Annotated in this window: 32 protein-coding genes, 1 tRNA gene and 1 pseudogene; 9 read left to right on the top strand and 25 right to left on the bottom strand. The window is 42.5% G+C overall.

Going from position 1 to position 26369, the window contains the following annotated elements; all coding sequences use genetic code 11:
- Nucleotides 1–137: 137 nt before the first annotated feature.
- Nucleotides 138–1919, bottom strand: coding sequence for a S9 family peptidase (locus ACQCT5_RS11970; protein WP_499642122.1), 1782 nt, complete (start codon nt 1917–1919; stop codon nt 138–140).
- Between the two features lie 175 nt (nt 1920–2094).
- On the opposite strand from ACQCT5_RS11970, the gene ACQCT5_RS11965 reads away from it, so the two are divergent.
- Entirely contained in the window at nt 2095–3276 is a 1182-nt protein-coding gene (locus ACQCT5_RS11965; protein ID WP_499642120.1) for a CapA family protein, read from the top strand.
- A gap of 92 nt (nt 3277–3368) precedes the next feature.
- Here ACQCT5_RS11965 and ACQCT5_RS11960 read toward each other — a convergent pair whose 3' ends face one another.
- From ACQCT5_RS11960 to ACQCT5_RS11935, 6 genes are read right to left on the bottom strand one after another with little or no spacing between them, the layout of a single operon-like run.
- Nucleotides 3369–3839 carry a GNAT family N-acetyltransferase gene (locus ACQCT5_RS11960; RefSeq protein WP_499642118.1) on the bottom strand — a complete coding sequence of 157 codons (471 nt, stop codon included), beginning with the start codon at nt 3837–3839 and terminating at the stop codon, nt 3369–3371.
- Nucleotides 3840–3873: 34 nt separating this feature from the next.
- Nucleotides 3874–4371, bottom strand: coding sequence for a GNAT family N-acetyltransferase (locus ACQCT5_RS11955; RefSeq protein WP_499642116.1), 498 nt, complete (start codon nt 4369–4371; stop codon nt 3874–3876).
- Between the two features lie 3 nt (nt 4372–4374).
- Nucleotides 4375–4752: a nuclear transport factor 2 family protein gene (locus ACQCT5_RS11950; RefSeq protein WP_499642115.1), complete on the bottom strand. Its 378-nt coding sequence runs from the start codon at nt 4750–4752 to the stop codon at nt 4375–4377.
- Between the two features lie 34 nt (nt 4753–4786).
- Nucleotides 4787–5224, bottom strand: a complete 438-nt coding sequence (locus ACQCT5_RS11945) for a GNAT family N-acetyltransferase (RefSeq protein ID WP_499642113.1) — start codon at nt 5222–5224, stop codon at nt 4787–4789.
- A 27-nt stretch (nt 5225–5251) separates the two neighbouring features.
- Nucleotides 5252–5659 carry an NUDIX hydrolase gene (locus ACQCT5_RS11940; RefSeq protein ID WP_499642112.1) on the bottom strand — a complete coding sequence of 136 codons (408 nt, stop codon included), beginning with the start codon at nt 5657–5659 and terminating at the stop codon, nt 5252–5254.
- 54 nt (nt 5660–5713) lie between these two features.
- Nucleotides 5714–6223 (bottom strand): NUDIX hydrolase, encoded by a 510-nt coding sequence (locus tag ACQCT5_RS11935; RefSeq protein WP_499642110.1) that lies wholly within the window; start codon nt 6221–6223, stop codon nt 5714–5716.
- A gap of 145 nt (nt 6224–6368) precedes the next feature.
- On the opposite strand from ACQCT5_RS11935, the gene ACQCT5_RS11930 reads away from it, so the two are divergent.
- On the top strand, nt 6369–6656 hold the full coding sequence (locus ACQCT5_RS11930; RefSeq protein ID WP_386637223.1) for a HesB/YadR/YfhF family protein: 288 nt from the start codon (nt 6369–6371) through the stop codon (nt 6654–6656).
- Between the two features lie 26 nt (nt 6657–6682).
- Here the strand turns inward: ACQCT5_RS11930 and ACQCT5_RS11925 are convergent, their stop codons facing one another.
- From ACQCT5_RS11925 to ACQCT5_RS11905, 5 genes are all read right to left on the bottom strand, one after another.
- Nucleotides 6683–6994: a hypothetical protein gene (locus ACQCT5_RS11925; RefSeq protein WP_499642108.1), complete on the bottom strand. Its 312-nt coding sequence runs from the start codon at nt 6992–6994 to the stop codon at nt 6683–6685.
- A 3-nt stretch (nt 6995–6997) separates the two neighbouring features.
- Nucleotides 6998–7423 (bottom strand): acyl-CoA thioesterase, encoded by a 426-nt coding sequence (locus tag ACQCT5_RS11920; protein ID WP_499642106.1) that lies wholly within the window; start codon nt 7421–7423, stop codon nt 6998–7000.
- Between the two features lie 110 nt (nt 7424–7533).
- Nucleotides 7534–7776 (bottom strand): small acid-soluble spore protein Tlp, encoded by a 243-nt coding sequence (gene tlp / locus ACQCT5_RS11915; RefSeq protein WP_499642104.1) that lies wholly within the window; start codon nt 7774–7776, stop codon nt 7534–7536.
- 91 nt (nt 7777–7867) lie between these two features.
- Entirely contained in the window at nt 7868–8011 is a 144-nt protein-coding gene (locus tag ACQCT5_RS11910) for an acid-soluble spore protein N (RefSeq protein WP_010193544.1), read from the bottom strand.
- 67 nt (nt 8012–8078) lie between these two features.
- Nucleotides 8079–8210, bottom strand: coding sequence for an FbpB family small basic protein (locus tag ACQCT5_RS11905; protein ID WP_499642101.1), 132 nt, complete (start codon nt 8208–8210; stop codon nt 8079–8081).
- A gap of 286 nt (nt 8211–8496) precedes the next feature.
- Here ACQCT5_RS11905 and ACQCT5_RS11900 point away from each other — a divergent pair, with 286 nt between their 5' ends.
- Both ACQCT5_RS11900 and ACQCT5_RS11895 read left to right on the top strand, forming a co-directional pair.
- Nucleotides 8497–8964 carry a DinB family protein gene (locus tag ACQCT5_RS11900; RefSeq protein WP_499642099.1) on the top strand — a complete coding sequence of 156 codons (468 nt, stop codon included), beginning with the start codon at nt 8497–8499 and terminating at the stop codon, nt 8962–8964.
- Nucleotides 8965–9007: 43 nt separating this feature from the next.
- On the top strand, nt 9008–9703 hold the full coding sequence (locus ACQCT5_RS11895; RefSeq protein ID WP_499642097.1) for a DUF1287 domain-containing protein: 696 nt from the start codon (nt 9008–9010) through the stop codon (nt 9701–9703).
- A gap of 41 nt (nt 9704–9744) precedes the next feature.
- Here the strand turns inward: ACQCT5_RS11895 and ACQCT5_RS11890 are convergent, their stop codons facing one another.
- The 3 genes from ACQCT5_RS11890 to acnA form a co-directional block, all read right to left on the bottom strand.
- Nucleotides 9745–10251, bottom strand: a complete 507-nt coding sequence (locus ACQCT5_RS11890; RefSeq protein ID WP_499642095.1) for a TlpA disulfide reductase family protein — start codon at nt 10249–10251, stop codon at nt 9745–9747.
- A gap of 14 nt (nt 10252–10265) precedes the next feature.
- Complete coding sequence (locus tag ACQCT5_RS11885; RefSeq protein WP_499642093.1) at nt 10266–10670, bottom strand: hypothetical protein; 405 nt, start codon at nt 10668–10670, stop codon at nt 10266–10268.
- A 140-nt stretch (nt 10671–10810) separates the two neighbouring features.
- The gene (gene acnA / locus ACQCT5_RS11880; RefSeq protein ID WP_499642091.1) at nt 10811–13516 is read right to left on the bottom strand and encodes an aconitate hydratase AcnA; all 2706 of its coding nucleotides are present in this window, start codon (nt 13514–13516) and stop codon (nt 10811–10813) included.
- Between the two features lie 295 nt (nt 13517–13811).
- Between acnA and sspO the strand changes: the two genes are divergently transcribed.
- The gene (gene sspO, locus ACQCT5_RS11875; protein ID WP_204413943.1) at nt 13812–13961 is read left to right on the top strand and encodes a small acid-soluble spore protein SspO; all 150 of its coding nucleotides are present in this window, start codon (nt 13812–13814) and stop codon (nt 13959–13961) included.
- Nucleotides 13962–14809: 848 nt separating this feature from the next.
- Here sspO and ACQCT5_RS11870 read toward each other — a convergent pair.
- The gene (locus tag ACQCT5_RS11870; protein WP_417900445.1) at nt 14810–15070 is read right to left on the bottom strand and encodes a hypothetical protein; all 261 of its coding nucleotides are present in this window, start codon (nt 15068–15070) and stop codon (nt 14810–14812) included.
- Between the two features lie 131 nt (nt 15071–15201).
- On the opposite strand from ACQCT5_RS11870, the gene ACQCT5_RS11865 reads away from it, so the two are divergent.
- On the top strand, nt 15202–15348 hold the full coding sequence (locus ACQCT5_RS11865) for a small acid-soluble spore protein P (RefSeq protein WP_499642089.1): 147 nt from the start codon (nt 15202–15204) through the stop codon (nt 15346–15348).
- On the opposite strand, the gene selA is transcribed toward ACQCT5_RS11865, so the two are convergent.
- Together selA and ACQCT5_RS11855 are read right to left on the bottom strand one after the other, a co-directional pair.
- Complete coding sequence (selA, locus tag ACQCT5_RS11860) at nt 15332–16726, bottom strand: L-seryl-tRNA(Sec) selenium transferase (protein WP_499642087.1); 1395 nt, start codon at nt 16724–16726, stop codon at nt 15332–15334. The two genes, ACQCT5_RS11865 and selA, sit on opposite strands and share 17 nt — an antisense overlap.
- Nucleotides 16727–16819: 93 nt before the next feature.
- Nucleotides 16820–17005: pseudogene (locus ACQCT5_RS11855) on the bottom strand (Rdx family protein); the annotation flags it as partial.
- Nucleotides 17006–17221: 216 nt separating this feature from the next.
- Between ACQCT5_RS11855 and selD the strand changes: the two are divergent.
- Nucleotides 17222–18271, top strand: a complete 1050-nt coding sequence (gene selD, locus ACQCT5_RS11850) for a selenide, water dikinase SelD (protein WP_499642085.1) — start codon at nt 17222–17224, stop codon at nt 18269–18271.
- 44 nt (nt 18272–18315) lie between these two features.
- Here selD and selB read toward each other — a convergent pair whose 3' ends face one another.
- From selB to ACQCT5_RS11815, 7 genes are all read right to left on the bottom strand, one after another.
- A complete protein-coding gene (gene selB, locus ACQCT5_RS11845) occupies nt 18316–20205 on the bottom strand; it encodes a selenocysteine-specific translation elongation factor (RefSeq protein WP_499642083.1) in 1890 nt (629 codons plus the stop codon).
- Nucleotides 20189–20416 carry a spore germination protein gene (locus ACQCT5_RS11840; protein WP_499642081.1) on the bottom strand — a complete coding sequence of 76 codons (228 nt, stop codon included), beginning with the start codon at nt 20414–20416 and terminating at the stop codon, nt 20189–20191. Before ACQCT5_RS11840 ends, selB begins: the two co-directional genes overlap by 17 nt.
- Before the next feature lie 67 nt (nt 20417–20483).
- Complete coding sequence (locus ACQCT5_RS11835) at nt 20484–20975, bottom strand: hypothetical protein (protein ID WP_499642079.1); 492 nt, start codon at nt 20973–20975, stop codon at nt 20484–20486.
- A gap of 131 nt (nt 20976–21106) precedes the next feature.
- Nucleotides 21107–21877: a sporulation protein gene (locus tag ACQCT5_RS11830; RefSeq protein ID WP_499642077.1), complete on the bottom strand. Its 771-nt coding sequence runs from the start codon at nt 21875–21877 to the stop codon at nt 21107–21109.
- A 185-nt stretch (nt 21878–22062) separates the two neighbouring features.
- Entirely contained in the window at nt 22063–22797 is a 735-nt protein-coding gene (gene pyrH, locus ACQCT5_RS11825; RefSeq protein ID WP_499642075.1) for a UMP kinase, read from the bottom strand.
- Between the two features lie 195 nt (nt 22798–22992).
- Nucleotides 22993–24801: an oligoendopeptidase F gene (gene pepF / locus ACQCT5_RS11820; RefSeq protein ID WP_499642073.1), complete on the bottom strand. Its 1809-nt coding sequence runs from the start codon at nt 24799–24801 to the stop codon at nt 22993–22995.
- A gap of 114 nt (nt 24802–24915) precedes the next feature.
- Nucleotides 24916–25128 (bottom strand): helix-hairpin-helix domain-containing protein, encoded by a 213-nt coding sequence (locus ACQCT5_RS11815; RefSeq protein ID WP_499642071.1) that lies wholly within the window; start codon nt 25126–25128, stop codon nt 24916–24918.
- An 88-nt stretch (nt 25129–25216) separates the two neighbouring features.
- On the opposite strand from ACQCT5_RS11815, the gene ACQCT5_RS11810 reads away from it, so the two are divergent.
- Nucleotides 25217–25313: transfer RNA gene (locus tag ACQCT5_RS11810), tRNA-Sec, on the top strand.
- Between the two features lie 138 nt (nt 25314–25451).
- A complete protein-coding gene (locus tag ACQCT5_RS11805; RefSeq protein ID WP_499642069.1) occupies nt 25452–26351 on the top strand; it encodes a DUF4349 domain-containing protein in 900 nt (299 codons plus the stop codon).
- Nucleotides 26352–26369 lie beyond the last annotated feature (18 nt).

The raw sequence follows: 26369 nt of genomic DNA, 5'->3' as shown, positions 1-26369 counted from the left end.
ATTGTCTCCCCCTATATCAAATGTCCTTACCTTTAATTATCAGTCCGTAAAAGTTTTTTAAAAACCTGAGAACTATAGCGAGCTTCCCTTCAACATAACCAAGCTGAACCATTAAAGTCCAGCTTGGAAGTATGAGCTTATAAATGTGAATCCAAGAAAGTCAGAATTGCCTGGAACACTTTGATTTCATTCTCTTTTTTCGAGAATCCGTGCCCTTCATCATCAAGGACGAGGTATTCCACTTTGCGACCTTTTTCTTTCAAAGCTTCGACAATCTGATCGGATTCCTTTTGCACCACACGTGGGTCATTGGCTCCCTGGATGATCAGCATCGGTTTTATCATTGTGTCCAAGTAGGTTGTTGGAGAATCTACGGTCAGTTTTTCCTTATCCTCGACCGGATCTCCCACCCATTGCTTCATCACAGGTTTCCAATGGTCTGGTACGGAATCTATGAAGGAGAATAAGTTACTCACCCCAAAGATATCAATGACCGCCTTGAAGTATTCAGGATGTCTGCCATGTAGCAGAAGTGCCATATAGCCGCCGTAGCTACCTCCCATCAGGAAGATTTTTTCACGGTCTGCATAGCCGTTTTCAATCAGCCATTCCAGGCCTGTAATATTATCAAGGCGAGGTCCATGTCCCCAGTCTCCTTCAACCATTTTCATATAGCTTAGACCGTAGTTGGAGGACCCACGGAAGTTCGGTGCAAAAATGCTGTAGCCACGGCTAACAAGAAATTGGAAGTAAGAACGGAAGGATTTTCTTTCCGAGCTTTGTGGTCCGCCATGTGGCCAGAGAATGACATGGCCGTTGGAGACTTCCTCTTTGGCACGAAAGAACAATGCCTCAATTTCAAGACCATCAAAGGACGGGTAGGTTAATATTTCAGGCTCGGAAAGGTCCTCATCCGACACAGCAGGGACTCTGTTATTCGTAAGAGGTTCCCATGTTTCATGACTTTTTCTGAAAATGTTGGCAGGCTTAGTCGCCGTCTTACCTAGAAGATAGACTGTACCGCTCTTCCCGATGATGATTTTGTCTATGATATCAACAGGAGTTTCTTCCTGTTTCAGTTCCTTGGATTCCAGGCAGTAGGAATAAAAAGTATCCTCTACACCGTTTGACGAAACCAGATAGAGATGATTTCCCTTCTTATCATAGAACATGCTGTTCAGATCCAGGGAGCTATCCTCTGTTACCTTTGTAAAAGTTTGAGTATCCACATCATAATGAGCCAAGTAGCTTTTATCATCATCATGATCGGTTAATAGATAGATGGATGAAGAACCTGTAAAGATAGCGTTGGAAACCGTATGCTGTTTATCGGTTTGTGGAGTAAGCAGAATGGTCTCTCCATCCTTCACCAGGTAAGCTAGTGAATATGTATTTGCAAAATGCTTCATAATTAGATAGCTCTTTTCATCCGCTGATACATCCATTAGATAGGTGGATGCTCCAGAACCTTCAACAACGAGTGTCTCTTCTTTTGTATCGAAGTCATAGCGATAGGCATTCAAATAGGTTTTATTGTTTTTGGAGCCTGTATAGTAGAGTCTTCTTCCATCTTCGGAGAACTTGGGATTCATATGACGATATTCCTCGTTCACACGCAGATCTTCCAAATCCCCTCCCCGGGTCGGTAACGCATAGAATTGTGTTAACTCATTCCCATCATGATCAAAGCTAGCCAAAATGTATTCGCCATTCGGCTCGAATTTCAATGCATGACAGCTCTGGTTATTGAATGTCATCGGATATGGATAGTTATTGGGTAGATCCATCCCCCATAAATTGTAGTGGCCAGTTAGGTTCGTGCTATAGACCAACTGAGTCTCATCAGGGCTTACTGAAAAATCCTGAATATTAAACACACGGAAAAATTGTTCCACTTCGGGCTTTTTAAAAGCTAGCATAAATGATTCCCCTTCCATAAATAAATGCTCTCCCCAATTTATTTCGGGACACAAATAAAAAATTCCTGCATCCCTTCTAAAGTTTCGACGGTTTTTGCAAAGAAAGGATAACAAAAACAGGGAAAATGTATTATAGTGGAAGATAGAAAAGAATAGAATAAAAGGGGTCAATATCGTGAAAGCAAAATGGAAAATAGTATTACCAATCCTATTAATCTTACTAATAGGAGGGGCATTTTCAGGACTATTATTAAACCAGTATAATAATTCCTCCTCCAAAACGGAAAATGAAGCGCCTAAAGAAGTAAAAGCGCATCAGAGCAAGCAAGTGGAAACAGCAGAAAAATCCTACCGTACAGAAGCAACCATATCGGCTGTAGGAGATCTCCTTATCCATAGTACGGTTTACGATGCTGCCCAAACGGGTGAAAACAGCTATAATTTCAACCCTATGTTGGATCGGGTTAAGCAATATTTGCAGGAAACCGACATCTCCATCGCCAACCAGGAGACGATCATCGGTGGGACAGAAATCGGTTTATCCAACTATCCAAGCTTCAACAGCCCGTTTGAAGTGGCAGATGCCCTGCAGGAAGCTGGCGTTGATATTGTAAGCATTGCCAACAACCATACATTGGATCGCGGAGAGAAGGCGATCATGAATGCCATTAACCACTATGAAACGATTGATATGCAGTATGTGGGGGGATATAAAAGCGAGGAAGACCGTGGCACGCTTCGTACCATTACAGAAAACGGCATCACCTTTTCATTCCTTTCCTACACATATGGTACAAACGGGATTCCTGTTCCGGAAGGCAAGGAGTATTTCGTCAACCTGATCGACCGGGAGAAAATCGAGCGCGATGTGAAGGAAGCAAAGGAGAACTCTGATGTAGTGGTAGTAGCCATGCATTGGGGTGTCGAATATATATTACTCCCTAACAGTGAGCAGGAAGACCTTGCCGATTTCCTGGCAGGTTTGAATGTTGACATCGTCATCGGTCATCACCCACATGTATTGCAGCCGATGAAATTCCTGGACCGTCCGGACGGCAAGAAGATGTTTGTAGTGTACTCCCTAGGAAACTTCCTTTCCGGCCAAAAGGATGACTATAAGGATATCGGTGGAATTCTTCAGCTCCGAGTGGAGAAATTTGTGGACGGGACTGAAACAAACATCGATATCAAGGTTGATGACTTTATCCCGACCTATGTTTCCCAGGTCAATCCAACCAAGTACCACGTAGTACCACTGAAGGATGCTTCAAACTTCGGATTTCCGAATGGTGCGGCGAAGCATGAGGAAATGATGGAACATATGTATCAGTGGATTAATGAGGATGCGGGAAATTGATGCAAATAAATAAAAAGTCTCAGAGCAGATGAAATGCTCTGAGACTTTTTATTTTACTTCTGAAATATTCCCGCACACATCCGCAGAATCAACTAAATGGCTCTCCCGTTTTTCGACGAGGAATTTTGTAAAAGCATATCTACATGGGGGATGTCATCTTCTAAATATGTTTCGGTAATAGCTTTGAAGCCAAATGAGCCATAGAACTTTCTTAGATAATCCTGGGCTTGTATTTTCACAATGTCTTCCTTTAATTCGTCATGGATAAAATCCAGTCCTCTTCTTAAGAGTTCTACTGCAAGTCCTTGGCCTCTAAATTCTTTTTTCACTAACACTCTACCAATAGAAGCTTCTTTATAGGATACACCTGGGGGCAGGACTCGTAAATATGCTATAATCTCCCCATACTCCTCTTTGAAAAGGTGAGAAGATTGTGGGTCTTTGCCATCAACCTCAGGATAGGGGCAATTTTGTTCGACAACAAACACAGACGTTCTCTCTTTTAGAATGTTGTACAGCTCCATATTTGATAAATCATCAAATCTCTTTATATACCAAGTCATAAAAATATGCACCTCTATTTTGTTGCTTTATCATCTACAACAGTTTACCCATATATAATTCATCCACAAAAGTTCCATCCACCAATAAAGAGTGCTTTTTCACACCCTCTATTTCGAATCCCATCTTTTTGTACAAATTAATTGCAGCTTCGTTATGTACCATGACAGTGAGTTCTAATCTGTGGACGTTTCTATTCTTCGCCCATTCCTCCAACTTGCGGAACAATCCAGTTCCTACCCCTTTACCTCGTGCAGCTTCAGATACCCCGACTACGAGATAAACAGAATGTGCTGTTCTTTGTGTTGTTGATCCGATTGCCATTAGGTATCCGATCAGTTCTTCCCCATCAACCGCAACAAGGATTGTGGAGGAGTGGTCATTTTCCAAAGGTTCAATCCGGCGTCTTCTTAATTGCTCCCCTGTGACTTTTCTTTCACCTGGTCCAAAGAGCATAAAGTTTGATTCTTCCACCTTTTTTATGAGATCGACCAATTTATCAGCATCTTCAGGAAGTACTTTTCTAACAATCATTCCCTATCGCTCCAATTCGATGTACTCGCGGATCAGCTTCCATTCATGGTTTTCTTCTCGCCAAATGAACAAGCATTTGGCAGGGTATTCCGCTCCGCTTATCACTGCTGTTTCAATTCCCATGACGATATATTCTTGTCCATTTTTACGTGAGGAGATGGATTCGATCTCAAAACTCTTCGTTGCATCCTCATATTGATTCAATACCGATACAAGATCATAATGATAGTCATACTGCTCTGGAATCTCCAATCCCGAGTGCGCCCAGTATCCAACAAACTTCTCTGACATGAAACTTTTAATTTCCGAAGGATCCTTTGTAATAAACGCTCTATCCCAAGCACAAAAATAATTATCTACCACATCTTTGATGGACAACATCCTTCACCATCCAATCTTTAATATCTAGCAATCTTTAAATCTTATAGAAATAAAAATAGTTCTCTTCCTTCTTGAAACCTATTCTTTCATATAGTCGCTGTGCGTTCACGTTATCTGGCATCGTTTCAAGAAGTACGCCTGCTGCATCTCGGCTGTCTGCAAATTGGATAGCCTTTTTCACCAACTGCTCCCCGAACCCCTTTCCACGATGCTCCTCGTGTACAAACAGATCATTCAATACCCATGTCCGCTTCATTTGAACGGATGAAAAGGTCGGATATAGCTGGGTGAAACCAACTGCCTGCTCCTGTTCATAAGCCAGAAAGATGACAGATTCTTCATTGGAGAACCTTTCTTGAAGAAAATTGACCGCTCCTTCTATATCTGATTTTTGTTCATAATACACTCGGTAAAGATTGAATAGATGTGCCGCTTCCTTTAGTTGGTCTAACCCTGCTCTTTTTATGGTCATTTTGTTCTCCCTCTCCTTGTAAACTATCTATTTTACCCCTTGAAAATTATAGGGAATGCTTTCATCAATACTTGGTATTCCTATGTACTCTTTCGCTTGAGCTAAATCCATCCATACAACTTCTTCTATTTCATCCGGAAAAGATATCCCGATTTCCCCGCTCTTTTTCTCTGCATGAAAATAGAAGAATACAGCCTGATGGCCTCTTTCCTCAAAAAAAGCCTCGGAAACCCCTGCCAGCCCTTTCGGCTCTATAATCAGACCCGTTTCTTCCATGGCTTCCCTTCTTGCAGCATCCGCGAGGATTTCCCCTGGCTCAACTGCTCCTCCTGGTAATGTGAAATAAGACCCTTTCCTTCCTTTATTCTTCACCATCAGGATTTTCTCTTTGTTCTCGCTAAGGAGAATCACATATGCCACGTCCACTCTTTTCACATTACAGACCTCCATATTGCGAATTATGAAAAAACTAAATCCAGAACGTCCCCTTTAATATGCAGAACCAACTGAAACGAAACTTGATTGCTTTTCCGCAGATTCAACTATTGATGGTGACAGCTTTTTCATTTGATAATCCATTATTTCCCCATCGACCGAATAGGTGAATGCATGCTCTTTTGGAGGTTCCGCTCCTAATACTTCAGGCAAAAAGAGAGGCATATTACTTACCACCTGATCTGAAGTTTTGATCCATTCAAGACTCTTCCATTCCAATATGCCTTCAGGGCCGTCCTTGAGGATTCCTTCCATTTCCGTTCCGGTAAAGACATACATCCCGCCTTTGTTATTCCAGGATACAACTCCCCGAAAGGTTAGATCTTTGATTAATAAACCAGTCTCCTCCAATGTTTCACGGAAAACGGCATAATATGGGGTTTCATCTTTTTCTATTTTTCCTCCAACACCATTCCATTTCCCCTTGTTCGGAGCTTTGTTTCGATGTAGCAATAGAATGGAATCTTCGCACTGTATAAAGCATATTGTGTATGGCAGTTCCATATCTTTCCCCCTAAGTGGTTTCGTTTGGTTCATCTTGTGGAAATTAGTTATAATAAGAAAGTAAATAAAGACCATGTATTTTTTCAAATGGAAACTCCAAAGCCATAAAAAAATCCATGCAATCGATCGATAAGGAGTTGCTCTTATGAAAATGACAATGTCTCAACCGGCAGTAGACTGGTATAAAAATGAACTGGACCTTAAAAGTGGCGACTCTATCCGCTTTCATATCCGTTATGGCGGCTGCAGCACCGTCCAAAAAGGATTTTCACTCGGAATTGTACAGGAAAATCCCGATCAGCCAGCAGCAAGCGTCGAACAGGATGGCCTTACATTCTTTGTAGAAGAAAAGGACGAATGGTACTTTGATGGCCATGACCTGCATATAACGATGGACGAAGAATTGAACGAGCCCAAATTCGGTTATGAATGAAAAGAAAGAATTAGGATGAAACTGTCCTAATTCTTTTCTTTTTGAAAAAAACGCTCTATTTGATCCACCTGATTTTCAGAGATTAAAATCTCCAGCTGTTTGTCGCCAATCAGATCAAAATGAGGGTATTGGTCACGATTATGTATCCACTCTTCCTTCAGGCCGTAGGAATGCCCCCATGCAATCAGCTTTTCCAGGTCACTGCAGCCCGCCTTTGTAACAGTCTTAATGCCCTCAAAACGTGGATGGATCCAATAATGAGTGATAAATGCCATCTTCCCATTGGAGACTTGCTCCTTCCACTTTTTCAGTTCTTCCCGAGCAATCCCGAAGGCCATATTTTACTCTCCTTGCTTTTTCGCATTCTCGTAAGCCTTATGCCACTCCGGATATTTTTTACGGATAATGATTGGCTTAAAGTTGTCCTTTTTTACGCAGACATGTGAAGAGCTGCCGATAAGGGCGATCTCTTCATCTGGTGTCAACACTTTATAGCCATACACGACCCTGAATCCATCGTAGGTTTCGATCCATGTTTGAATCGTCGCCACTTCCCCGTAGCGAAGCGGTTTCTTATAGGTGACATTTATATCAATGACAGGTGAGATGACCCCGTCCTGCTCCATTTGAGCGTAGGAGAATCCAAGATCTTTGATAAGCTGCGTTCTGCCGAGCTCCATCCATACGAGATAGTTGGCATGATATACCACACCCATTTGATCCGTTTCTGCGTATCTTACTTCTATTTCTTTCTTTGATACTAACATCCTCTTTCCCCCATTTGCTTAGAAAGTATCCTATTATGATACCATAAATGAATTTTTTTCCACATCAAAAAAGATGAGCATTGTAAAATGCCCACCTTTTGTCCTATAGATTACTGAAATCCATTTTCACGAGAGCTAGCTTCGTCCTTTATTTCGGAACGGAATGCTGCAATGCTTTCTTCACGACGATGATTTTTCGCTTCAATCTGCTCTCTTTCCTCTGGACCGGCAAACTGCATGGATTCCTGAGCTTCTTCGATATTTTCAATCGTATTCTGGACCATGCTCTGTAGTTTCTCTACATTGTCACTGCGATCATCCGGGTTTGCACGGTGTTGTTGGTTTTCAGCCATTGCTTAACGCCTCCCTGGTATCATGAAGATATACTACAACTTCTAGTTTGCGCATCTTTAACGGTTTACACACTTGAAAAAATTGGATAGTCTACTCGCCCTTAGTCTGAATGACTTGAGCATGTTTGCCTGAAGTGTCCTGCATCTGCTTCCCCTTATTGCCTCCCGCTTCCTGCGGTTGTGTACCAATATGGTTTGGCATAAAATGCTTTCTGCTTCCTTTTGGATTACTCATAAAAACATCCCTCCTACTTTTACTATCTCTAAGTGGAGGGATAATCATAACAAGAAATATTTGAAAGTTATTCTGCCTTATTCAACATCTTCTTTTCCAGACGGTCTTCAATCTTACGAAGAGCTTCCTCATCTTTTAGCAACAACTGCTTATTTTCCAACACAAGCTCTTCAAAAGAACGTTTTCGTATCCTTCTCATAATATCACCTACTTACTTATTATTGTAATAGTATTAATGTCCATAATTCTTTAAAATTATGATAACTTTCCGACAAATCTTGAAATTTTCAGTCAATAGAAGCTTTTCTAGGAGTAATTTTTTTCAAATGGGGATATTTATGCCAGTTAATCAAGATATAACCGTTTTCAACAGTATGGAAACTGGTAGATAGAACCAGCTAAGAAACACGAATATATGTTCTTGTCCGTTTTTAATACTTACGATATAGTAAAGAAGTGAGAAAATTTCGAAAGGATGTATTAATATGAGTAAACGGAAGAAATACGAGAAGAACAGAAATTATTTTCTGTCCCTTCATACTTTACCTGAAGAAAAATTAACGAAAGAAACCGAGCACGGAAAGTGGAGCATCAGAGAAATTATCGGCCATATTTATTACTGGGACAAATTTTTGCTTGATGTTATGGTACCAGAGATGTTTGAAGGTGCTGCTCTTCCTGAATTTCCAGATCATGATACCTATAACGAAAAAGCCATGAAGCGTATTATTGAATTTACATCCACAAATGAATTATTAAATGAGTTTGCATTAACACGAGAGAGTCTGCTTCATAAAATAGAGGCAATACCAGCGGATACAGCATTTACAATCGGAAAAGGAAAGAGATCATTTTCGCCTGAAACATTTATGGCGATGTTTGTAGAACATGATGATCACCATATCAAGCAGATTGAAGCATTTTTGAAGAGACAAAATCTGAAACTGTGTTAAAATATGGATAAAACTAAGAACTTTTTTATCCGGGGTGAAGCTGTTGAAGAAAAAACTTTTTTCAATTTTTGCTGTAGTAGCAATAGGTCTTACAGCTTTTCTTTTCTTCTTCCGAGACGGGATTATTCTAGATCATATAGGCTTCCATGTTGAGTTTCCTCTTGGCAATGAGGTCGAGGTGCCAGCAGAATTTTCAGAAGCAGATGTTAATGGCAATGATACCCCCGATCCGCTTGATGTTGTTAGGACAGCTCGTGGCGAAGTTGATCGGCGTACCTCCTATAAAAGCGTTTATTACGATGGAGGATATCCCCCCGAGGAAGAAGGAGTATGTACAGATGTTATTTGGCGGGGATTAATGGGAGCATCCATCAACCTGAAGGACTTGATGGATAAGGATATAGCGGAAAATATGGACCTATATCCCCGTGTTGGCGGAAATCCTGACCCAAATATTGATTTCCGGAGAGTACCCAATCAGGACGTCTTTTTCCAAAGGTTTACTGAATCGTTGACAACGGAGTTGAACCGAAGCGATGTGGAGAACCTGAAGCAATGGCAGCCTGGGGACATTGTAGTTTTCCTGGGAGGGGACTTTGATCATGTAGGAATAGTTTCCGACAGAAGAGCAAAGGACGGCACCCCCTACTTGATTCACAATACCTACCCATTTGCTGCGGAAGTAAAGCTATCTTCCTTTAAATCGCCCATTACAGGTCACTACAGATGGAAATATTAAAAGGAGCAGAACATTAAATTGCGGTCTGCTCCTTTTTATCATCAGTTCATTTTCTTTACTTGCTCTTCCATCAACTCATAAGTCATTGGTCCAAGATGTCGGTAGGAGATGATTCCTTCCGTATCAATGAAGAATGTCGTAGGCATGGTCAATACGTCGTAATAACGGAACATTTCTTCCTGATCGAGGAGAATAGTGAAGGTATAGCCACCCTCTTCGACGTACTCCTGTACATTATCAATTCCAGGCTCTGAAGTAGTCAGGTTTACGGCCAATATTTCCACATCTTTATTCTCTTCCGAATACTTCTGCATCTCAGGCATTTCGGCTCGGCATGGTCCACACCAAGTCGCCCAAAAATTAAGGATTACCTTTTTCCCCTTATAATCCGAAAGCTTGGCAGTTTTGCCATCAAGTGTGGTCAATTCGAAATCTCTGGCCATTTCTCCCTCTTTAACCCCGACTGCTGGGTCTTTTTCAGCAAAGACCTGGAATATCGCATATCCGCTCAAAGCCACCAAAAAGGCAATAGCAATTATTTTTTTCACAAGATCTCCATCCTTTATATGAAGTACATCATTCCATAATAGCTCGCCAACACAATAGCGGCACTTACGATGACTGTTATTGTCAGTTGTCTCATATGTAAACCTGCGCGATACGCTTTCCAATAGAAAAGGAAAAACGCTACAATGCTCGCCAGATAAATCCCTTTAGTCCCTCCGGTGAAAAATATAATCCCAAATGGATTGGTCCAGATAATAGACGGTCTAAAGAGAAGAATACTAAATTTAAACACTAAAATCCACCATAAGGCCGCGTTCATCAGATGTTGCTCCATGATCCTTAATGTCTCAGGATGTTTTTTAAATATGATGGCCATATATAAATATGCAAGGAGAAAAGAGAAAAGAAGGACAAGGATTGATTTTTTGAGAAGAAGCGGTCCTAATTGAATTGCATCCATCTTATTTACCTCGTTTACTTTAATTAAATCATATTCATGTCTTTCCTTTGATTCTTCATGTGTCTATTTTATAACAAATGTGATTGGATGAAAAAAAGCTGGCCTCTCCATCTGGAGGGGCCAGCTTCTTTTTTGCAGCATTACGCTTTTAACTTGTCACGTAATACCATTCTTAAGATACCACCATGACGGTAGTAATCGATTTCCACTTCGCTGTCGAAACGAACAAGTGCTTCAAACTCTTTCTTGTTACCATCTTCGTCAGTCGCTGTAACTTTTACAAAGTCACGTGGTTTTACTGTCTCATCAACAGCCACTTCAAATGTTTCTGTACCAGTCAAGCCAAGGATCTCAGCATTTTCGCCGTCTTTGAACTGTAAAGGTAATACGCCCATAAGAACAAGGTTGCTGCGGTGGATTCTTTCGAAGCTTTCCGCAATGACAGTCTTGATTCCAAGCAGGTTTGTTCCTTTTGCAGCCCAGTCACGTGAGCTTCCCATACCATAGTCTTTACCAGCGATAACCATTAGGCCAGTTCCGTCCTCTTTGTACTTCATGCAAGCATCATAGATGGACATTACGTCGCCAGTTGGCCAGTAAGTCGTCCAGCCGCCTTCAGTACCTGGAGCCACTTGGTTACGGATACGGATGTTCGCAAACGTTCCACGCATCATTACTTCATGGTTTCCACGACGGGAACCGTAGGAGTTGAACTCACGTGGAGTAACACCGTTAGCTTGCAAGTATTTACCTGCAGGCGTATCTTTCCCAATGGAACCAGCTGGTGAGATATGGTCAGTTGTTACGGAATCCGCGAACTTACCAACTACACGCAATCCTGAAAGTGGTTCTACAGTTCCTGCTTCAGGAGTCAACCCTTCAAAGAATGGCGGGTTCTGGATGTATGTGGAATCATTATCCCATGAATATAGTGCTTCATCGGAAGTCTCAATTTGGTTCCAACGCTCGTTGTCATCAAATACTCTTTCATATTCTCTACGGAACAATTCAGGAGTTACAGTAGCTTTTACTACTTCCTTCACTTCATCTTGGGATGGCCAGATGTCTTTGAAGAATACATCGTTACCGTCTTTGTCCTTGCCTAGTACGTCGTTCTGAAGATCAACATCTACATTTCCAGCAAGTGCATATGCCACAACAAGTGGTGGAGATGCAAGGTAGTTACCTTTTACAAGTGGATGGATACGTCCTTCAAAGTTACGGTTACCGGAAAGTACAGAAGTGACAAGAAGATCATTTTCCGCAACTGCTTCTTCGATTTCATCGGCTAATGGACCGGAGTTACCGATACATGTAGCACAGCCATAACCAACGATGTTAAAGCCAAGATCGTTCAGGTAAGGTTGAAGTCCGGAATCATGAAGATAGCCTGTTACTACTTTCGAACCAGGCGCCAAGGAAGTTTTTACAAAGCTTGGAACCTTCAATCCTAATTCCACCGCTTTTTTCGCAACAAGACCTGCTGCAATCAATACGTATGGATTAGAAGTATTCGTACAGGAAGTGATGGACGCAATCGCAATCGATCCTGTTTTCATTGTTGTTTTATCACCATTAGCAAGCGTAACTTCTACTTCTTTGTTGATATCAGTAGGAGTCATGCCATAGCCTTGGTTTCCTTGTGGTGCTACCAACGCATTGCGGAAAGTTTCCTGCATCATGGATAGGGGCACAAGGTCTTGTGGACGCTTAGGTCCGGAAAGGTTTGGTTCGATTTCAGCCAAGTCGATTTCCACTACATCAGTGTAGATAGGATCAGCATCAGGGCTGAAGAACAATCCGTTTGCTTTGCAGTATTCTTCAACAAGCTTAATTTGCTCTTCGTCTCTTCCTGTTAAACGCATGTAGTCTAAGGACTCCTCGTCAACTGGGAAGAAACCGCATGTAGCTCCATATTCAGGTGCCATGTTTGCAATCGTTGCACGATCTGCAAGCGGAAGCTCGGAAACACCAGGACCGAAGAACTCAACAAATTTACCAACTACACCATGTTTACGAAGAACTTGCGTAACTTTTAACGCCAAGTCAGTAGCGGTAGTTCCATTTGGTAAAGAACCAGTTAATTTAACCCCTACAACTTCCGGCACTGGGAAGTATGAAGGCTGCCCAAGCATTCCTGCTTCTGCTTCGATACCACCTACACCCCATCCAAGAACACCGATACCGTTGATCATCGTTGTATGGGAGTCAGTACCAACAAGTGTGTCAGGGAAAGCTAATAACTCACCATTTTCTTCCACACCGTGAACCACGTTTGCCAAGTACTCTAGGTTAACTTGATGAACGATACCAGTTGCTGGTGGCACTGCACGGTAGTTGTCAAAAGATTTCTTTGCCCAGCTTAGGAATTTATAACGCTCAGCATTACGTTCGAATTCAAGCTTCATGTTGAAATCAAGGGAATCAGCTGTTCCTGCTTTGTCAACCTGTACAGAGTGGTCAATTACAAGGTCAACCGGAATTTCAGGGTTGATTTTCTGAGGATCTCCACCAACGTCTGCCATTGCTTTACGTAAAGACGCAAGGTCAACAACCGCCGGTACCCCTGTGAAGTCTTGAAGGATTACACGAGAAGGCTTGAATGGTACATCCACTTCCTTTTGCTCGTCTGTTCCCCATTTTGCTAAGTTTTCAACGTGTTCTTTTGTAATGACACGTCCGTCTACCTGGCGTAGAACGGATTCTAATAATACCTTAATGGAATATGGTAAGCGTGATACGTTACCAACATTCGCTTTTTCAAGCGCTTGCAAAGAATAGTAATGATACGTTTTGCCGTTCACATCGAAAGATGCACGTGCATTGAAAACATCTTGCTTCGTCATATGTATTACCCCCTGCTACTCATAGTTTAATAGGACCTCGCTATGAACAATTAATAGGCATTGAAAAACAGGCTTATCGCTTCGGAAAGCGTTTGCGATTGTTTTTCTTTGAGACAATTTTCGAGTTGTTTCTCCCACCGAATAGTCCTTACGATATTATCTTAATACAACATTTCTCATAAGTAAATATCAATAAAGTTATCAAATCACATAAGTTACACTTATCTTTCATAATATTCGACAAATACATGTGTGGATTTCTGCTGGTAATGATAAATGTAGGAGGTGATGGATAATGGCAAAAAGAAAGGCGAACCACGTTATCGAGGGGATGAATGCAGCCGGAGCTCAAGGCAAGGGTGCAGGATATAATGAAGAATTCTCCAATGAACCATTGACGGAAGCACAGAAACAGAATAATAAAAAGCGTAAGAAGAACCAGTAGGATATAGGATAAGTAGGTTAGTTATGGATTGGTTGCGGTCTTCATCGGTGGGATGAAGGCCTTTTTAGTGTGATTTTGATGGTGAGAGGGCCTTCATCGGCTGTATGATGGACTTTTTGCTTGGGATTGGGTGGCGAAAGGGCCTTCATAAACTCCATCATGGACTTTTTGCTTGGGATTGGGTGGCAAAAGGGCCTTCATAAACTCCATGATGGACTTTTTGCTTGGGATTGGGTGGCGAAAGGGCCTTCATAAACTCATTGATGGACTTTTTGCTTGGGATTGGGTGGCAAAAAGGCCTTCATAAACTCCATGATGCACTTTTCACCTTTGATTTTGGTGCAAAAGGTCCTTCATAAACTCCATGATGGACTTTTTACTTGGGTTTGGGTGGCAAAAGGGCCTTCATAAACCCGATGATGGACTTTTTGCTTCGGATTGGGTGGCAAAAGGTCCTTCATAAACTCCATGATGGACTTTTTACTTGGGTTTGGGTGGCAAAAGGTCCTTCATAAACTCCATGATGGACTTTTTACTTGGGTTTGGGTGGCAAAAGGTCCTTCATAAACTCCATGATGGACTTTTTGCTTGGGATTGAGTGGCGAAAGGGCCTTCATAAACTCGATGATGGACTTTTCACCTTTGATTTTAGTGAAAAAGCTCTTCATCAACCCAATGAAGCGTCTTTCACTTGCTATTCATAAGCAAAAAGCTCTTCATCACCCCATTGACGCGCCTTTCACCTGTCATTCCACGGCAAAAATCCCATCATCCGCCACAGCCATGTTTCCTCCCACATAGCAATAAAAAAACTGCCCCGGACCCCAAAGTCCAAAGCAGCTTCCTTCTTACTCTTGATTATTCCCTTGCTGCAAAATCGTCTGCAAATCCTGCTGGAACTGCATCAATTGTGGACGCTGTGTTTCAGAAGCCACTTCCAAAGCATTGTTGATCTGTTCCATCGCTTCATTCACTTCATTTTCCAGGCGCTTGAAATCGTGGCCATAATTCGGGTCATTTCTTACTATCGCCTCATATACGTCCCTTGCCTGTTCTGTTCCTTGCTGAGCTGCTTGAAAAGCCTGCTGTTTATCTTTATGGTATGGCATGCGGGTTCACTCCTCCAGATAGAAAATAATAGCTCTAACTAGACTGCCCATATTTCAAAAAAGTATACGTAAATTCCATCTGCATAATGAACGCCATTTATCAAAAACTAACAGCAAAGGAGGAGATCAAAATGAACAAAAACGACCATAAAGACATGGTAAGAAACCAGCCAAAAGGTAACCAAAATTCCGGCCAACCAGAGCCTTTAAGCGGATCACATAAGGTGAAGAACCGCAATCATACCCGTCAAAAGCATAATTCTAGTCACGATATGTAAGCCTGTCCACTGCTTTAATCAGATCAGGGAGCTCTCCATCGGTGATGGTTCGGAAATCGAGTAGGGTACTGTCCCCACTTGTTCGGACTATCACGCTTGGAGTCCCTTTTCTTAATTTTTCGGCCAAGGAATGTGCAGCAAGTGATTCATGTTTCAACCTCACGGCATAGGTAGGTATCGTTACATCTGGCATCGTCCCTCCGCCTACCATGGAATACTCACTAATAATTTCAGCCTGAAAACTATTCCACCCGGCAACGGCGTCGCAGAACTGAATAGCTTTCTCCCTGACCTCCTCCAGAGACTGTAGCATATCTCTCACTGTAGGGATGTCATTGGGGCGGTGATTCAGATACGCTTTAAAAGTCGCTTCCAAAGCGGCGAAGCTCATCTTATCCACCCGCAGGACTCTGGCCAATTGGTGCTTTTTCAGTTGATCGATATATTTTTTCTTGCCAGCAATAATTCCTGCCTGCGGACCGCCAAGCAGCTTATCACCGCTAAAAGAAACTAGATCTACACCTGTTTCAAGAACCTTATGCACAACCGGCTCTTCCCCAATGCCCTCTTTGGCAAAATCATATAGTACCCCGCTTCCTAAATCCTCATAAACCATAACCTCATCAAGAGTACCTGCAATCTCAACAAGCTGCTCGGTAGAGACCATCTTGGTGAATCCAATTGTCTTGAAATTGCTCGTGTGAACTTTCAAAAGCATCGCAGTTTCATCATTCAATGCGTCAGAATAGTCTTTAACATGTGTTTTGTTGGTAGTTCCTACTTCCACAAGCTTTGCGCCACTCTCTTCCATGATCGAGGAAATGCGGAAGGATCCACCGATCTCCACCAGCTGCCCACGGGATACTATTACCTCTTTTCCTTTGGCAAAGGTTTTCAATATAAAGTAAACGGCTGCCGCATTATTATTGACCACCATTGCCGCTTCAGCTCCAGTAGCCTGTTTGATCAAGTCTTCCACCAGGTCATGCCTCGACCCGCGAGTCCCTGATTCGATGTCATACTCCAGATTGGAATAGTTTGCGGCAACTTCTGCCACACGGTTAATCGCTTCCTTGCTTAATCTTGCACGACCAAGATTCGTATGTAAAATAGTACCCGTCCCATTTATTACTCGTTTCAAACGATTGCCGTCCGCTTCATTCAGCATCTTTTCAACCGTTTTCCAGATGATTTCAGTCATTTCCCCACTGACGACAATTCCGTTAATAATATCTGAACGCACGCCTTCTAAGGCTTTACGAATATGAACCGTCATTACTTCATCTTGAACATTGTATTTTTGCCTTAACCGTATAAACATCGCATCCCGTTGCAGTTCATGAACGGGGGGAATATCCCGGAAACTTTTATTTTTCATCTATTTCACCTGACTTTAAGGATTTTTTCCACTATTATAGCATGTGCGGGATAGAAGAGCAGAAAACGGAAAAGAGAAGGGATATCCCTCCTCTCAGCCTTTTTCCAATTTTGCAATGACATCTTCCGCTTTCGGGAAGACTCCTGTTTCTTTTTTGGAATGAACCGTCTCTCCATCCACCTTCACTTCAAAAACTCCTCCTGAACTTGGAATGAGTTCCATGGAAGTGATACTGGTACGGAAATGGGTAAAAAGTGATTCCGCGAAACTCGCGGCTTTTGGTGCGTAGTTTCACTGCATGCAGAATTCGATGGATACTTTGAAATTTGTCATGAATTTTCCTCCTAATGCATGATGTACTACAAGAGCTGGCATCTTTGTCAGCGCTTACTTTAATTGTAATACAAGCATCCGTTTTTCGCAAAAATATGAAAATTAATTAGTGGAAATCATTTTCACTACTGACTATACTTAAACTAGCAGGAGGTGGTCCAAATGAGTGAACACGAAAAGATCCGTTTAACTTCACTTTCAACAAAAGCAGGCTGAGGATGCAAACTTGGTCCAAGTGACCTCACGCAAGTTTTGCGTGATATGCCCTCCAATTTAGAGGATCCGAATCTGTTAGTGGGATTCGCCACTTCAGACGATGCTGGAGTCTATAAAGTGACTGAAGATATTGCTATGATTCAAACCGTCGATTATTTTACCCCCGTGGTGGATGATCCATATAAGTTCGGTCAGATTGCTGCCGCCAACGCACTAAGTGATGTATACGCAATGGGCGGAGTTCCGAAGACGGCACTAAATATCGTGGGATACCCGATTAAGAAATTGGGTCCTTCCATTCTAAATCAGATTTTAGCGGGTGCATTTGACAAGGTGAAAGAGGCGGGTGCAGTCATTGTTGGTGGACACTCCATCGATGACCAGGAGCCGAAATTCGGCATCTCTGTTACAGGCTTTGTGCATCCTGAACGTATTTGGAAAAATGTCGGTGCAAAACCTGGAGATGTGCTTGTCCTGACAAAACCGATCGGTGTGGGTATACTGACGACTGCCATCAAAAGAGGCAAAGCAACAGTTGATCAAATAGAGCTTGTGACAGCGGTCATGAGTGAACTCAATAAAACCGCTGCAGAAGAATTGCAGCACTTCACCCCACATGCCGTGACAGATGTTACAGGATTTGGTTTATTGGGACATGCAAGTGAAATGGCCAGAGGTAGCGGTGTTAGTCTACATATATATTTGGACAGCATTCCCGTACTTCCAGGAACATTTGAACTTGCCGCTGAGGGAGTTGTTCCTGGTGGTTCCAAGGCTAACCATGAATGGCTCAAGTCCGATGTAAGTTATGCCTCTAACATTACGGAGGAGCAGCAGCTTGTCCTGTGTGATGCAATCACTTCCGGAGGACTGCTTGTAAGCCTCCCTAAGGATGAGGCGGCACTATATCTGGATTTGCTTGCAAAAAGGAATCTCACAGCTGCCATTATCGGTGAAGTTGTAGCGCCTGATGAAAAACTTATCCTTATTGATTAAAAATGAGCAATCCCTCTTAAATTTAAGGGATTGCTCTTTTTCTGTTATAGCCACCTGCGTTTGGTTCCTTCTCTCTCTGTAACCCCAAGGGCATCCATCAGCTCAACGAAAGGAATCAGATATTTTCTGGAAAGCTGCAGCATTTCTTTTATTTCGCTTAATTCAACCTCTTCCTCTGTTTGACTTTTCAAATAGTCAACAGCCACATGAAATTCATGTCCATTAATCAGATGTGCATCATCCAAAGGATAAGCTTTCATTTGTCTAAGAAGGAAATATTTCAAGTCATGGGTTTCTTTTTCAGGCAGACCAGCTTTTTCACAGTACTGGATGAACGGCTGTGGAGTTATCTTAGACGACGCAAGCTCCCGCTCTACCTGTTCCATTCTTTTCTGCCACTGCTTTGGGTAGCTTGGCACGAACCCTTCCAAATACAATAGATTATCCTTCTTTCGTACACATTTAGCCTCTTCCATTTTTCCCAGAAGAAACTCAAGTAGCTCCATTGAAATGATTAAACTGAATTCAGAAAAGACTTCAGCCTTTGGAATTCCAAGCCTTAAGGGGTGCATAACGTGATATTCACGAATACGACCAGCCAACTGACGCTTTTTTTCCTTTAACATCGGCTCAAAGGCATATAGTCCACTAGTGACATTCACAACAAGCCCTTGCGCCTCAAGCTGCATGAGAACGCTATTCTCTAATCCCGCTTCCCTTTTCAGATTCTCGATTGAAAGCAGGTCACTTCTAGAAAAAGCCTCTCTTACCCTTTCTTCAGGTGTACCCTGTTTGATTCTTCTTAGAGTATCAACGGTTGTTTGACCAAATTTATAGACAGATCCCTTTGATTGAATGATCCATCCTCCCCCTACGGTCTCTACTGGAGTTGGTCTCCTGAGGATAATTTTATCTCCCCTGCTGCACGTAATGGGCTCGTCTAGACGAAGCTGGCATAGCACCTCTTCTTCTAAGTGGCCGTCATATTCATTTCGATCAAAAAAGACGATCTTACCCAGGACTTCCGCAGTACCTGTATGAACTTTTACAAGACTCCTCTGTTTTATTGGATATTGAAGATTTTCCACCATATGGAGGGATACATCAACGGTATCGGTTGTATCAAATGTATTTTCGTGAGCGAGCACATCCCCGCGCTCTATGCTATCCTTGCTTAATCCGGAGAGATTTACTGCAACCCGCTGACCGGCAACGGCTTGTTCCACCTGCTTGTTATGTACTTGAAGCTGCCTTACTTTTGCGACTTGCCTTCTCGGCAATACTTCAACGGTATCCCCGTTGTTAATCTTACCTTCTGTTATCGTACCCCTGACAATCGTACCTTGTCCCTTCAATGTAAAAACCTGGTCGATCGGTAGCCGGAAATTGCCTGTAATATGCTTTTCCTGTAAAACTTCCAACTCCTTTTGGAGTATTTGCTTCAACTCGGGAATCCCTTCCTTTTTCAAGCTGTCCACATATACAACTGGGGCACCTTCAAAAATAGTTCCAGTAAGCTCCTCCATAATTTCCTCTGTCGCAAGATCAAGGAACTCCTTATCTACTTTGTCTATTTTAGTGAATGCCACCATGCCCTTTTTCACCTGGAGAAATTTCAGGATTTCCAGATGTTCCTTTGTTTGAGGCATGACCCCTTCATCTGCAGCGATGACAAGAATGACAAGATCAATGCCGGAAACCCCTGCAATCATTTGCCTGATAAATCGCTCATGGCCAGGTACATCGACCACAGACACGATGGATCCATCACTTAAAAGCAATGGTGCAAACCCGGGTTCGATGGAGATTTTCCTCTCCTTTTCCTCTTTTAAACGATCTGTGTCCACTCCGGTTAAAGCTTTAGTTAACGTGGTTTTTCCGTGATCGATATGACCGGCCATCCCGATCGTAAAGTGTTTAGTCAGTATCCTCACCTATTTCATCAATAAACTTAACGTTCTTTTTCCCGCATACTTTCACAACACTGATCTTCGTGAATGTTTTGATGTTATTCCCAACGTTCCCGCTGCCGGAACCTGTCACACCTGTCTCTTCAGCCATTGGGCAAACCTTAAAAATATTCCCGAAATTCACGATTCCGCCACTCACATTCTCGATAATTACCTTCTTGATAAAACACGCCATTTATGTCACCCCTTTTAATTTAAGGTATGACAGCATGTTTTAGCTTGTATAGGTGGACGTCCCTGCCTTAATTTTTTTTATAAAACTGCCGCAGATACTGCTGCCACTCTTCCTCTGTCCACTTCTTATTTTTACGTTCCTGCAAAAAGCCCTTTTTCCATTGCCGTTTCACATTATCCACTTTATTTGCCTGAATGCTGCTCTGATTTAAGGCTTTCGCCCGTACATCTTCCCAAATAGGTTTCTTGGTGGAAGGTTCAAAATATAGAGGCTCGATCAGGAACTTAAATATAAATACGCTGAAAATGAAAAATGCGATAATTTTTATTGGTATAGGTAATGGCAGGACAATAATTGCCACAAATCCTACGGCAATGATGATGCCGCTTCTATAGGAAAATTTCCTTACTGCCTGTTTGCGCTCATCCATGGAAAGTTCCAGTAGGGATTGGTATCTCTGCTCCATTTCACAGTCGACACAGTATGCTTCTATGAAAGTGCTTTTCTCGTCATAGCGCTCTGCCAATCTCTTTTTGTGTTTCGTACAAAATAAATCCAATCTCTTCCTCCAGCATCGTGTCTTAGTAGGTTCATTATATCAATTTATAGGAGAAACGAAAATAATCGCGATGCAGCTCCTAAAATACAGAAAAACAGATGCGGATTGCTCCACATCTGTTTTTTGATTGATCAGCTATATTTTTGAATAATGCTCATCAGCTTCTGTTCTATATTTGGCAGGTCCTGTTTCGTTACCGTGAAGTTCACATGTGATTCGTCCATTTCCAACGCTTCAGAAAGGAAACTTCCCAATCCTCTTGCTTTACGGTCCACCTGCATCCAAACGTCCACTTGGTTATCTGTCTGATTAAGGAACATAAATTCTATTTCATCCAATCTGCCACGGTACGCACCGGACGTTGGAACAAGTTCGAATTCCTGGACAAAGGGTTGACGTGTTTTCAAGCGATAAGGTGCCGCTTCACATTCCACTTTTCTAAGGCGGAATCCGATATCGGCGGCAGCCTTAAGAACTGCAGAAATGATAGTGGAGGGCATCACGTCGATAAAATCTCTGTCTGAGGGATCAACGGCATTTTTAATATCGAGCCCTGTTTGGATCCAGACCTTTGTATTTCCCATCGTGACGGGAGTTTCATAAGGCAGGACAAATTGAAAAGGAAACTCCTTCTTTTCGTTCGGACCAATTGTAAAAGGATCCACAAGTTTAATAGATTCGATAGTTGCTTGTTTTTGTACCTTCGTGTCATTGGATTCTTTTATATAAGTTGTGACAAGAGATAAATAGATGGTATCAATCTGCTGCTCGGTTGAACCGCCTTTGATTTTTACGATACCTCTTACTTCTTCACCTGGAATCAAACGGTCGTTCACCAATTTGGTATCTACCGTTGCTGCACCAATCCCAATACTCGCCAATGCCTTGTTAAAAAAGGACATCCCAATACCCCCTACACCAATTCAAATTAGTTTTTTGAATAATACGGTAAATTTACGAGCAAGTTTTCAAAAGGTTTCATGTTTTTACAGAATAGTAGATGAAAAATTGCTCATTTCCATATTAATCTCTACTTAGGAAACTAACAAGAAGAATGTAGCGACAGCTTTTTGTAAGCAAACTTTTTTCAATACTGATTTTTGACAGTTTCCTCATTGTTGACTATCGTCCCGATAGATTCACCCATACATATCCTGACCATTGCCCCTCTTTCATCAAAGTTGAAGATGTGCACAGGCAGCTTATAATCCCGTGCCAGCAGCAGTGCAGATTGGTCCATCACCTTGATATTATTTTTAATTACATCATTATAATGCAATACCCGATACATTTTTGCGTCCTTTGTTGTTTTAGGGTCACTTGTAAATACTCCATCTACACCCTGTTTGGCAACAAATATCGCATCACAGTTGATTTCAATCGCCCGCTGCACACTTGGATAGTCGGTTGTTACAAAAGGCTGCCCGTTTCCTCCGCCAAAGATGACAATATGGCCCTTTTCCAAATGATGCATCGCCCTAAGCCGGATATACGGTTCTGCTACAGAAGTAACTGCTATGGATGTCATGACCCGGACATCCTTTTCCGTTTTACTCTTTAGAACCCCTCTCAGCATCAAACTGTTGATGATCGTGCCAAGCGTTCCGATATTATCCGCCTCTACCCGGTCGATGCCCCATGCATCCGCCATGCTTCCCCGAAAAATATTGCCTCCACCGATGACAATGGACACCTCTATCCCGTTTTCCACAATGGAAAGTATCTCGTTTGCGATATGCTCCAATCGTTCTGGACAAAAGCTGTTTCCACTTTGATCAGCGAGTGCTCCTCCACTTAATTTAATCATGACTCTCTTATACATGCACACACCCCTTTTTCCAAATAAAAAGGACTAAAGGCAAAAACACCTTTAGTCCTTCTAAATATCAAAGAGAAGAATAACGCCTCCATCCACTTGGTTAGAACGTCTCACCATTACTCTTCCCCCTCTTCATTCTGAATCCTTAAGACAGTTTATACAAGAAAACCATAATCGTCAATGAAATTCATTAAAATTTCAGAAGCTTTTTTCTAGTTCGTCAACTAGATGCCCAACATAGGCGACAGCCTTTTGGATCGGTGCCGGGGTGGACATATCTACACCAGCTAGTTTCATCATGTCCAACGGTTTCAAGGTACCTCCGGCTTTCAACGCTTCTAACCAGCGATCCACCGCAGGCTGTCCTTCTTCCTGGATGCTCTGTGCAGCAGCAGTAGAAGCAGTAAGTCCGGCTGAATACGTATAAGGATACAGACCCATATAGTAGTGAGGCTGACGCATCCAGGTCAAGCCTGCTCCTTCATCAAGTTCAACCGAGTCTCCCCAGAACTTGGCCAGAAGTTCTGTTTTTTGTTCGCATAGTAGTTTTGCCGTGATTGGCGTCCCCTTATCTGCCAATTCATAGACTCTGCGTTGAAGTTCCCCCTCCAGGATATGCGTGACAAAATTATGATAGTACGTTCCCAGTGATTGCAAGATCACCCAGCGTCTCATGCGCTCATCGCTCGATTTGGCCAGGATATGCTGGCTTAATAGCATTTCATTCATGGTGGAAGGTGCCTCGACAAAATATCTGGACGGACGGGTATTCGTCATTGTCTGATAGCGTCCAGCCAAACTGAAGTGCCCGGCATGTCCAAGCTCATGTGTCAGAGTAAAGGCATTTCTCATTGAATCGTTCCATGTAATCAGGATATAAGGGTGTACGCCATAAGGGCTGGAACAGAATGCACCAGATGCTTTCCCCTCATTGTCCGCCAAATCAACCCAGCGGTCCGAGAGCGCCCTTTCCATAATTTCCATATATTCTTCTCCCATGATCCCCAATGATTCCAAGATAAGCTTGGAGGACTCCTCATAGGTGATCTCCGGGTTATATTCCGGGTCAAGAGGTGCTTTCAGGTCACAATAGGTTATCTTGTCCAATCCGAGCAGGCGCTTCTTGAGCCTTGCAAATCTCTGCATATGTGGAGCCAATTCAGTTTGAATCGTATCAAGCTGGTTATGGTACATCTCCTTTGATACATCCTGATCATGCAGGAGCATGTCTGTTACAGATTCATATTTTCGCAGACGAGATTCAATGACCTGCTTTTTCACTTCTGTCGCATAGGTGGCTGCGTAAGTATTCTTATATTGATTCAATGTTTTCGTATAGGAGGCATACGCTTTTCTACGAATCTCGGTATCCGGTGATTCCTCATAAAAAGGATAAGAGTTAAAAGTCAATGGATGTTCGGTTCCATCATCCGTTGTGAAGGATGAGAACTTCATATCCGACGTTTTGCTTCGTAGGTAGATCATATAAGGAGCATTGTGCACTTCCCCAAAGGCTGCCAAAACCTCTTCCGCTTCCGGGGATAGTCGATGCGGTTTTGTCGCCATCAGGTCATGCAATGTTTTACTATAATCCTTTAACCCTGCTTCTTGCTGTATGTATGCTTCTACTGTCTCTTCATCCAACTCAAGAATTTCAGAGGAGAGGAAGGAAATATTCGATTGCACAACGCCTAACATCGATGCAACCCGTGCCGAATTAGCCTGGTTCACCGGATTCGTTCCATCCTCCGATTGACGCAGACTGGCAAAGGTCATTACTCTGGTGATCCGTTCAGCTAAAGCGTCTTTGGCAAGAAGGCTGTCCAGAAGTGTCTTCGCGTTCTCTCCCACTTTTCCTTTGTACTGCGTAACCGATTCAAGATCCTGTGGAATGGCAGCCAGCTCAGCCTCCCATTTCTCCTCGGTTTCAAACAGGTCTCGAAGGTCCCAAGTATGTTCAACAGGCACTTCACTTCTTGTTAAGGTCTTGTTCATAACTTTTGTCATAATATCTCTCCCCATCAATCAAAAATATATTTCGCATTACGAAAAACATACCCCTATTATAAAAGAGTTTGGGAATGATTGAAATGGGATAATTTAATTTTTCTAATTTTTTCGTCAACTTTTAAAAGAAAGCCCTCTCTCCTCCAAAGCCACTCGAAGTATACCAATCGCTTTCGGGCCAACCCCATGCAGCTTCAACAGCTCTTTCTCCTGAATTGCTGTCAAATCTTCAAGTTCCGTGTATCCTGCTGCTACCAGCGCCCTTGTTGCCGGTTTTCCAATACCTTTCGGAAAACCGGTTTCTATTATCTTGCTTTCCTGTTTCATATCAATCGCTCCCTCCTTGTTAGATTATTTCGCTATTATTATTGCAAATCCCTTGTTGAAAAAGTAAAATGAAATATGTCTAAATAATGGGGCTGATTGCAATGCTGGTGCTTGTCTCGGTCTTCAAAACCGCTTGTGGGGCGCGTGCCGTCCCAGGTGGGTTCGATTCCCACGCAGTCCCGCCAACCATATATCCAATTAATTACACGAGAATTCTATTCAGGATTCTCTTTTTTTGTGTAGCCTAATATATTTAACCAATTGCCAAATATTATGGAACTTTATCACATAAGTCACGTCTACTTTTTAAAAGGGGTGATTTTATGGGAAAGAAAATACTTATTGGTTTAGCTTTTATATTACTTTTATTGACAGGATGCAGTGCTTCCAATGACTCTAGCGAATCATCCAATGCCATGGACTCCTCCGGGGAGAAATCCTATGAAGGTGGCATCGGGGCTGATACGGATGACAGTGCTGGAGTTGAAGAAGATGGAGAGATGGCACCTGGGGGAGTGAACAACGAACGCAAGGTGATGTACAATGCGTCTGTGTCCCTAGAAGTGGATGACATCGGAGAATCGATTGATGAGGTTGAAAAAAACGTTCAGGAACTTAAGGGGTATGTTGTGGAAGTAAATTTCACGTCCAACAATGAGCAGGACTACGGCTCCATTACACTTCGAATTCCAACAGATTCCCTAACAGCCTTTTTGGATGGCTTGGAAGAATACTCTGGTAAAGTGATAGAAAAAAGAGTGGTCGGTCAGGACGTCACAGAAGAGTATGTGGATCTAACCTCCAGATTGAAGGCGAAAAGAGTGGTGGAGGAACGCCTGCTGGACCTTTTGAGCAAAGCGGAGAAAACAGAGGACCTCCTCAAAATCTCAAGTGACTTATCTGTCGTACAGGAAGAAATCGAACAGGTTATGGGCAGGATGAAATACTTGGATAATAAAACAGAATTTGCTGAAGTGGAAATGAACTTCATGGATGTTTCTATCCCGATTCCTGATGTGAAAGGCAACGAGGATCTTAAGACAGGCGAAAAGATAAAGAAAACATTTGCCGCTTCCCTAAACTCCATTACGGCATTCTTCTCCGGCCTTGCTGTTTTTCTTATAGGGTACTCACCGATTCTGCTATTATTGGCTACTGCTTCTATTCTTGTCTATTGGGGAGTACGGAGATACCTTAAAAAGCGGGATTCCAAAGCCGAATAAAAGGTGGAGAGTAGAATG

The organism is Sutcliffiella halmapala, from assembly GCF_050107295.1.
Lineage (GTDB): Bacteria > Bacillota > Bacilli > Bacillales > Bacillaceae_I > Sutcliffiella_A > Sutcliffiella_A halmapala_A.
Note: the sequence above shows the minus strand (reverse complement) of the source record. Positions and strands in the feature narration are given on the sequence as shown.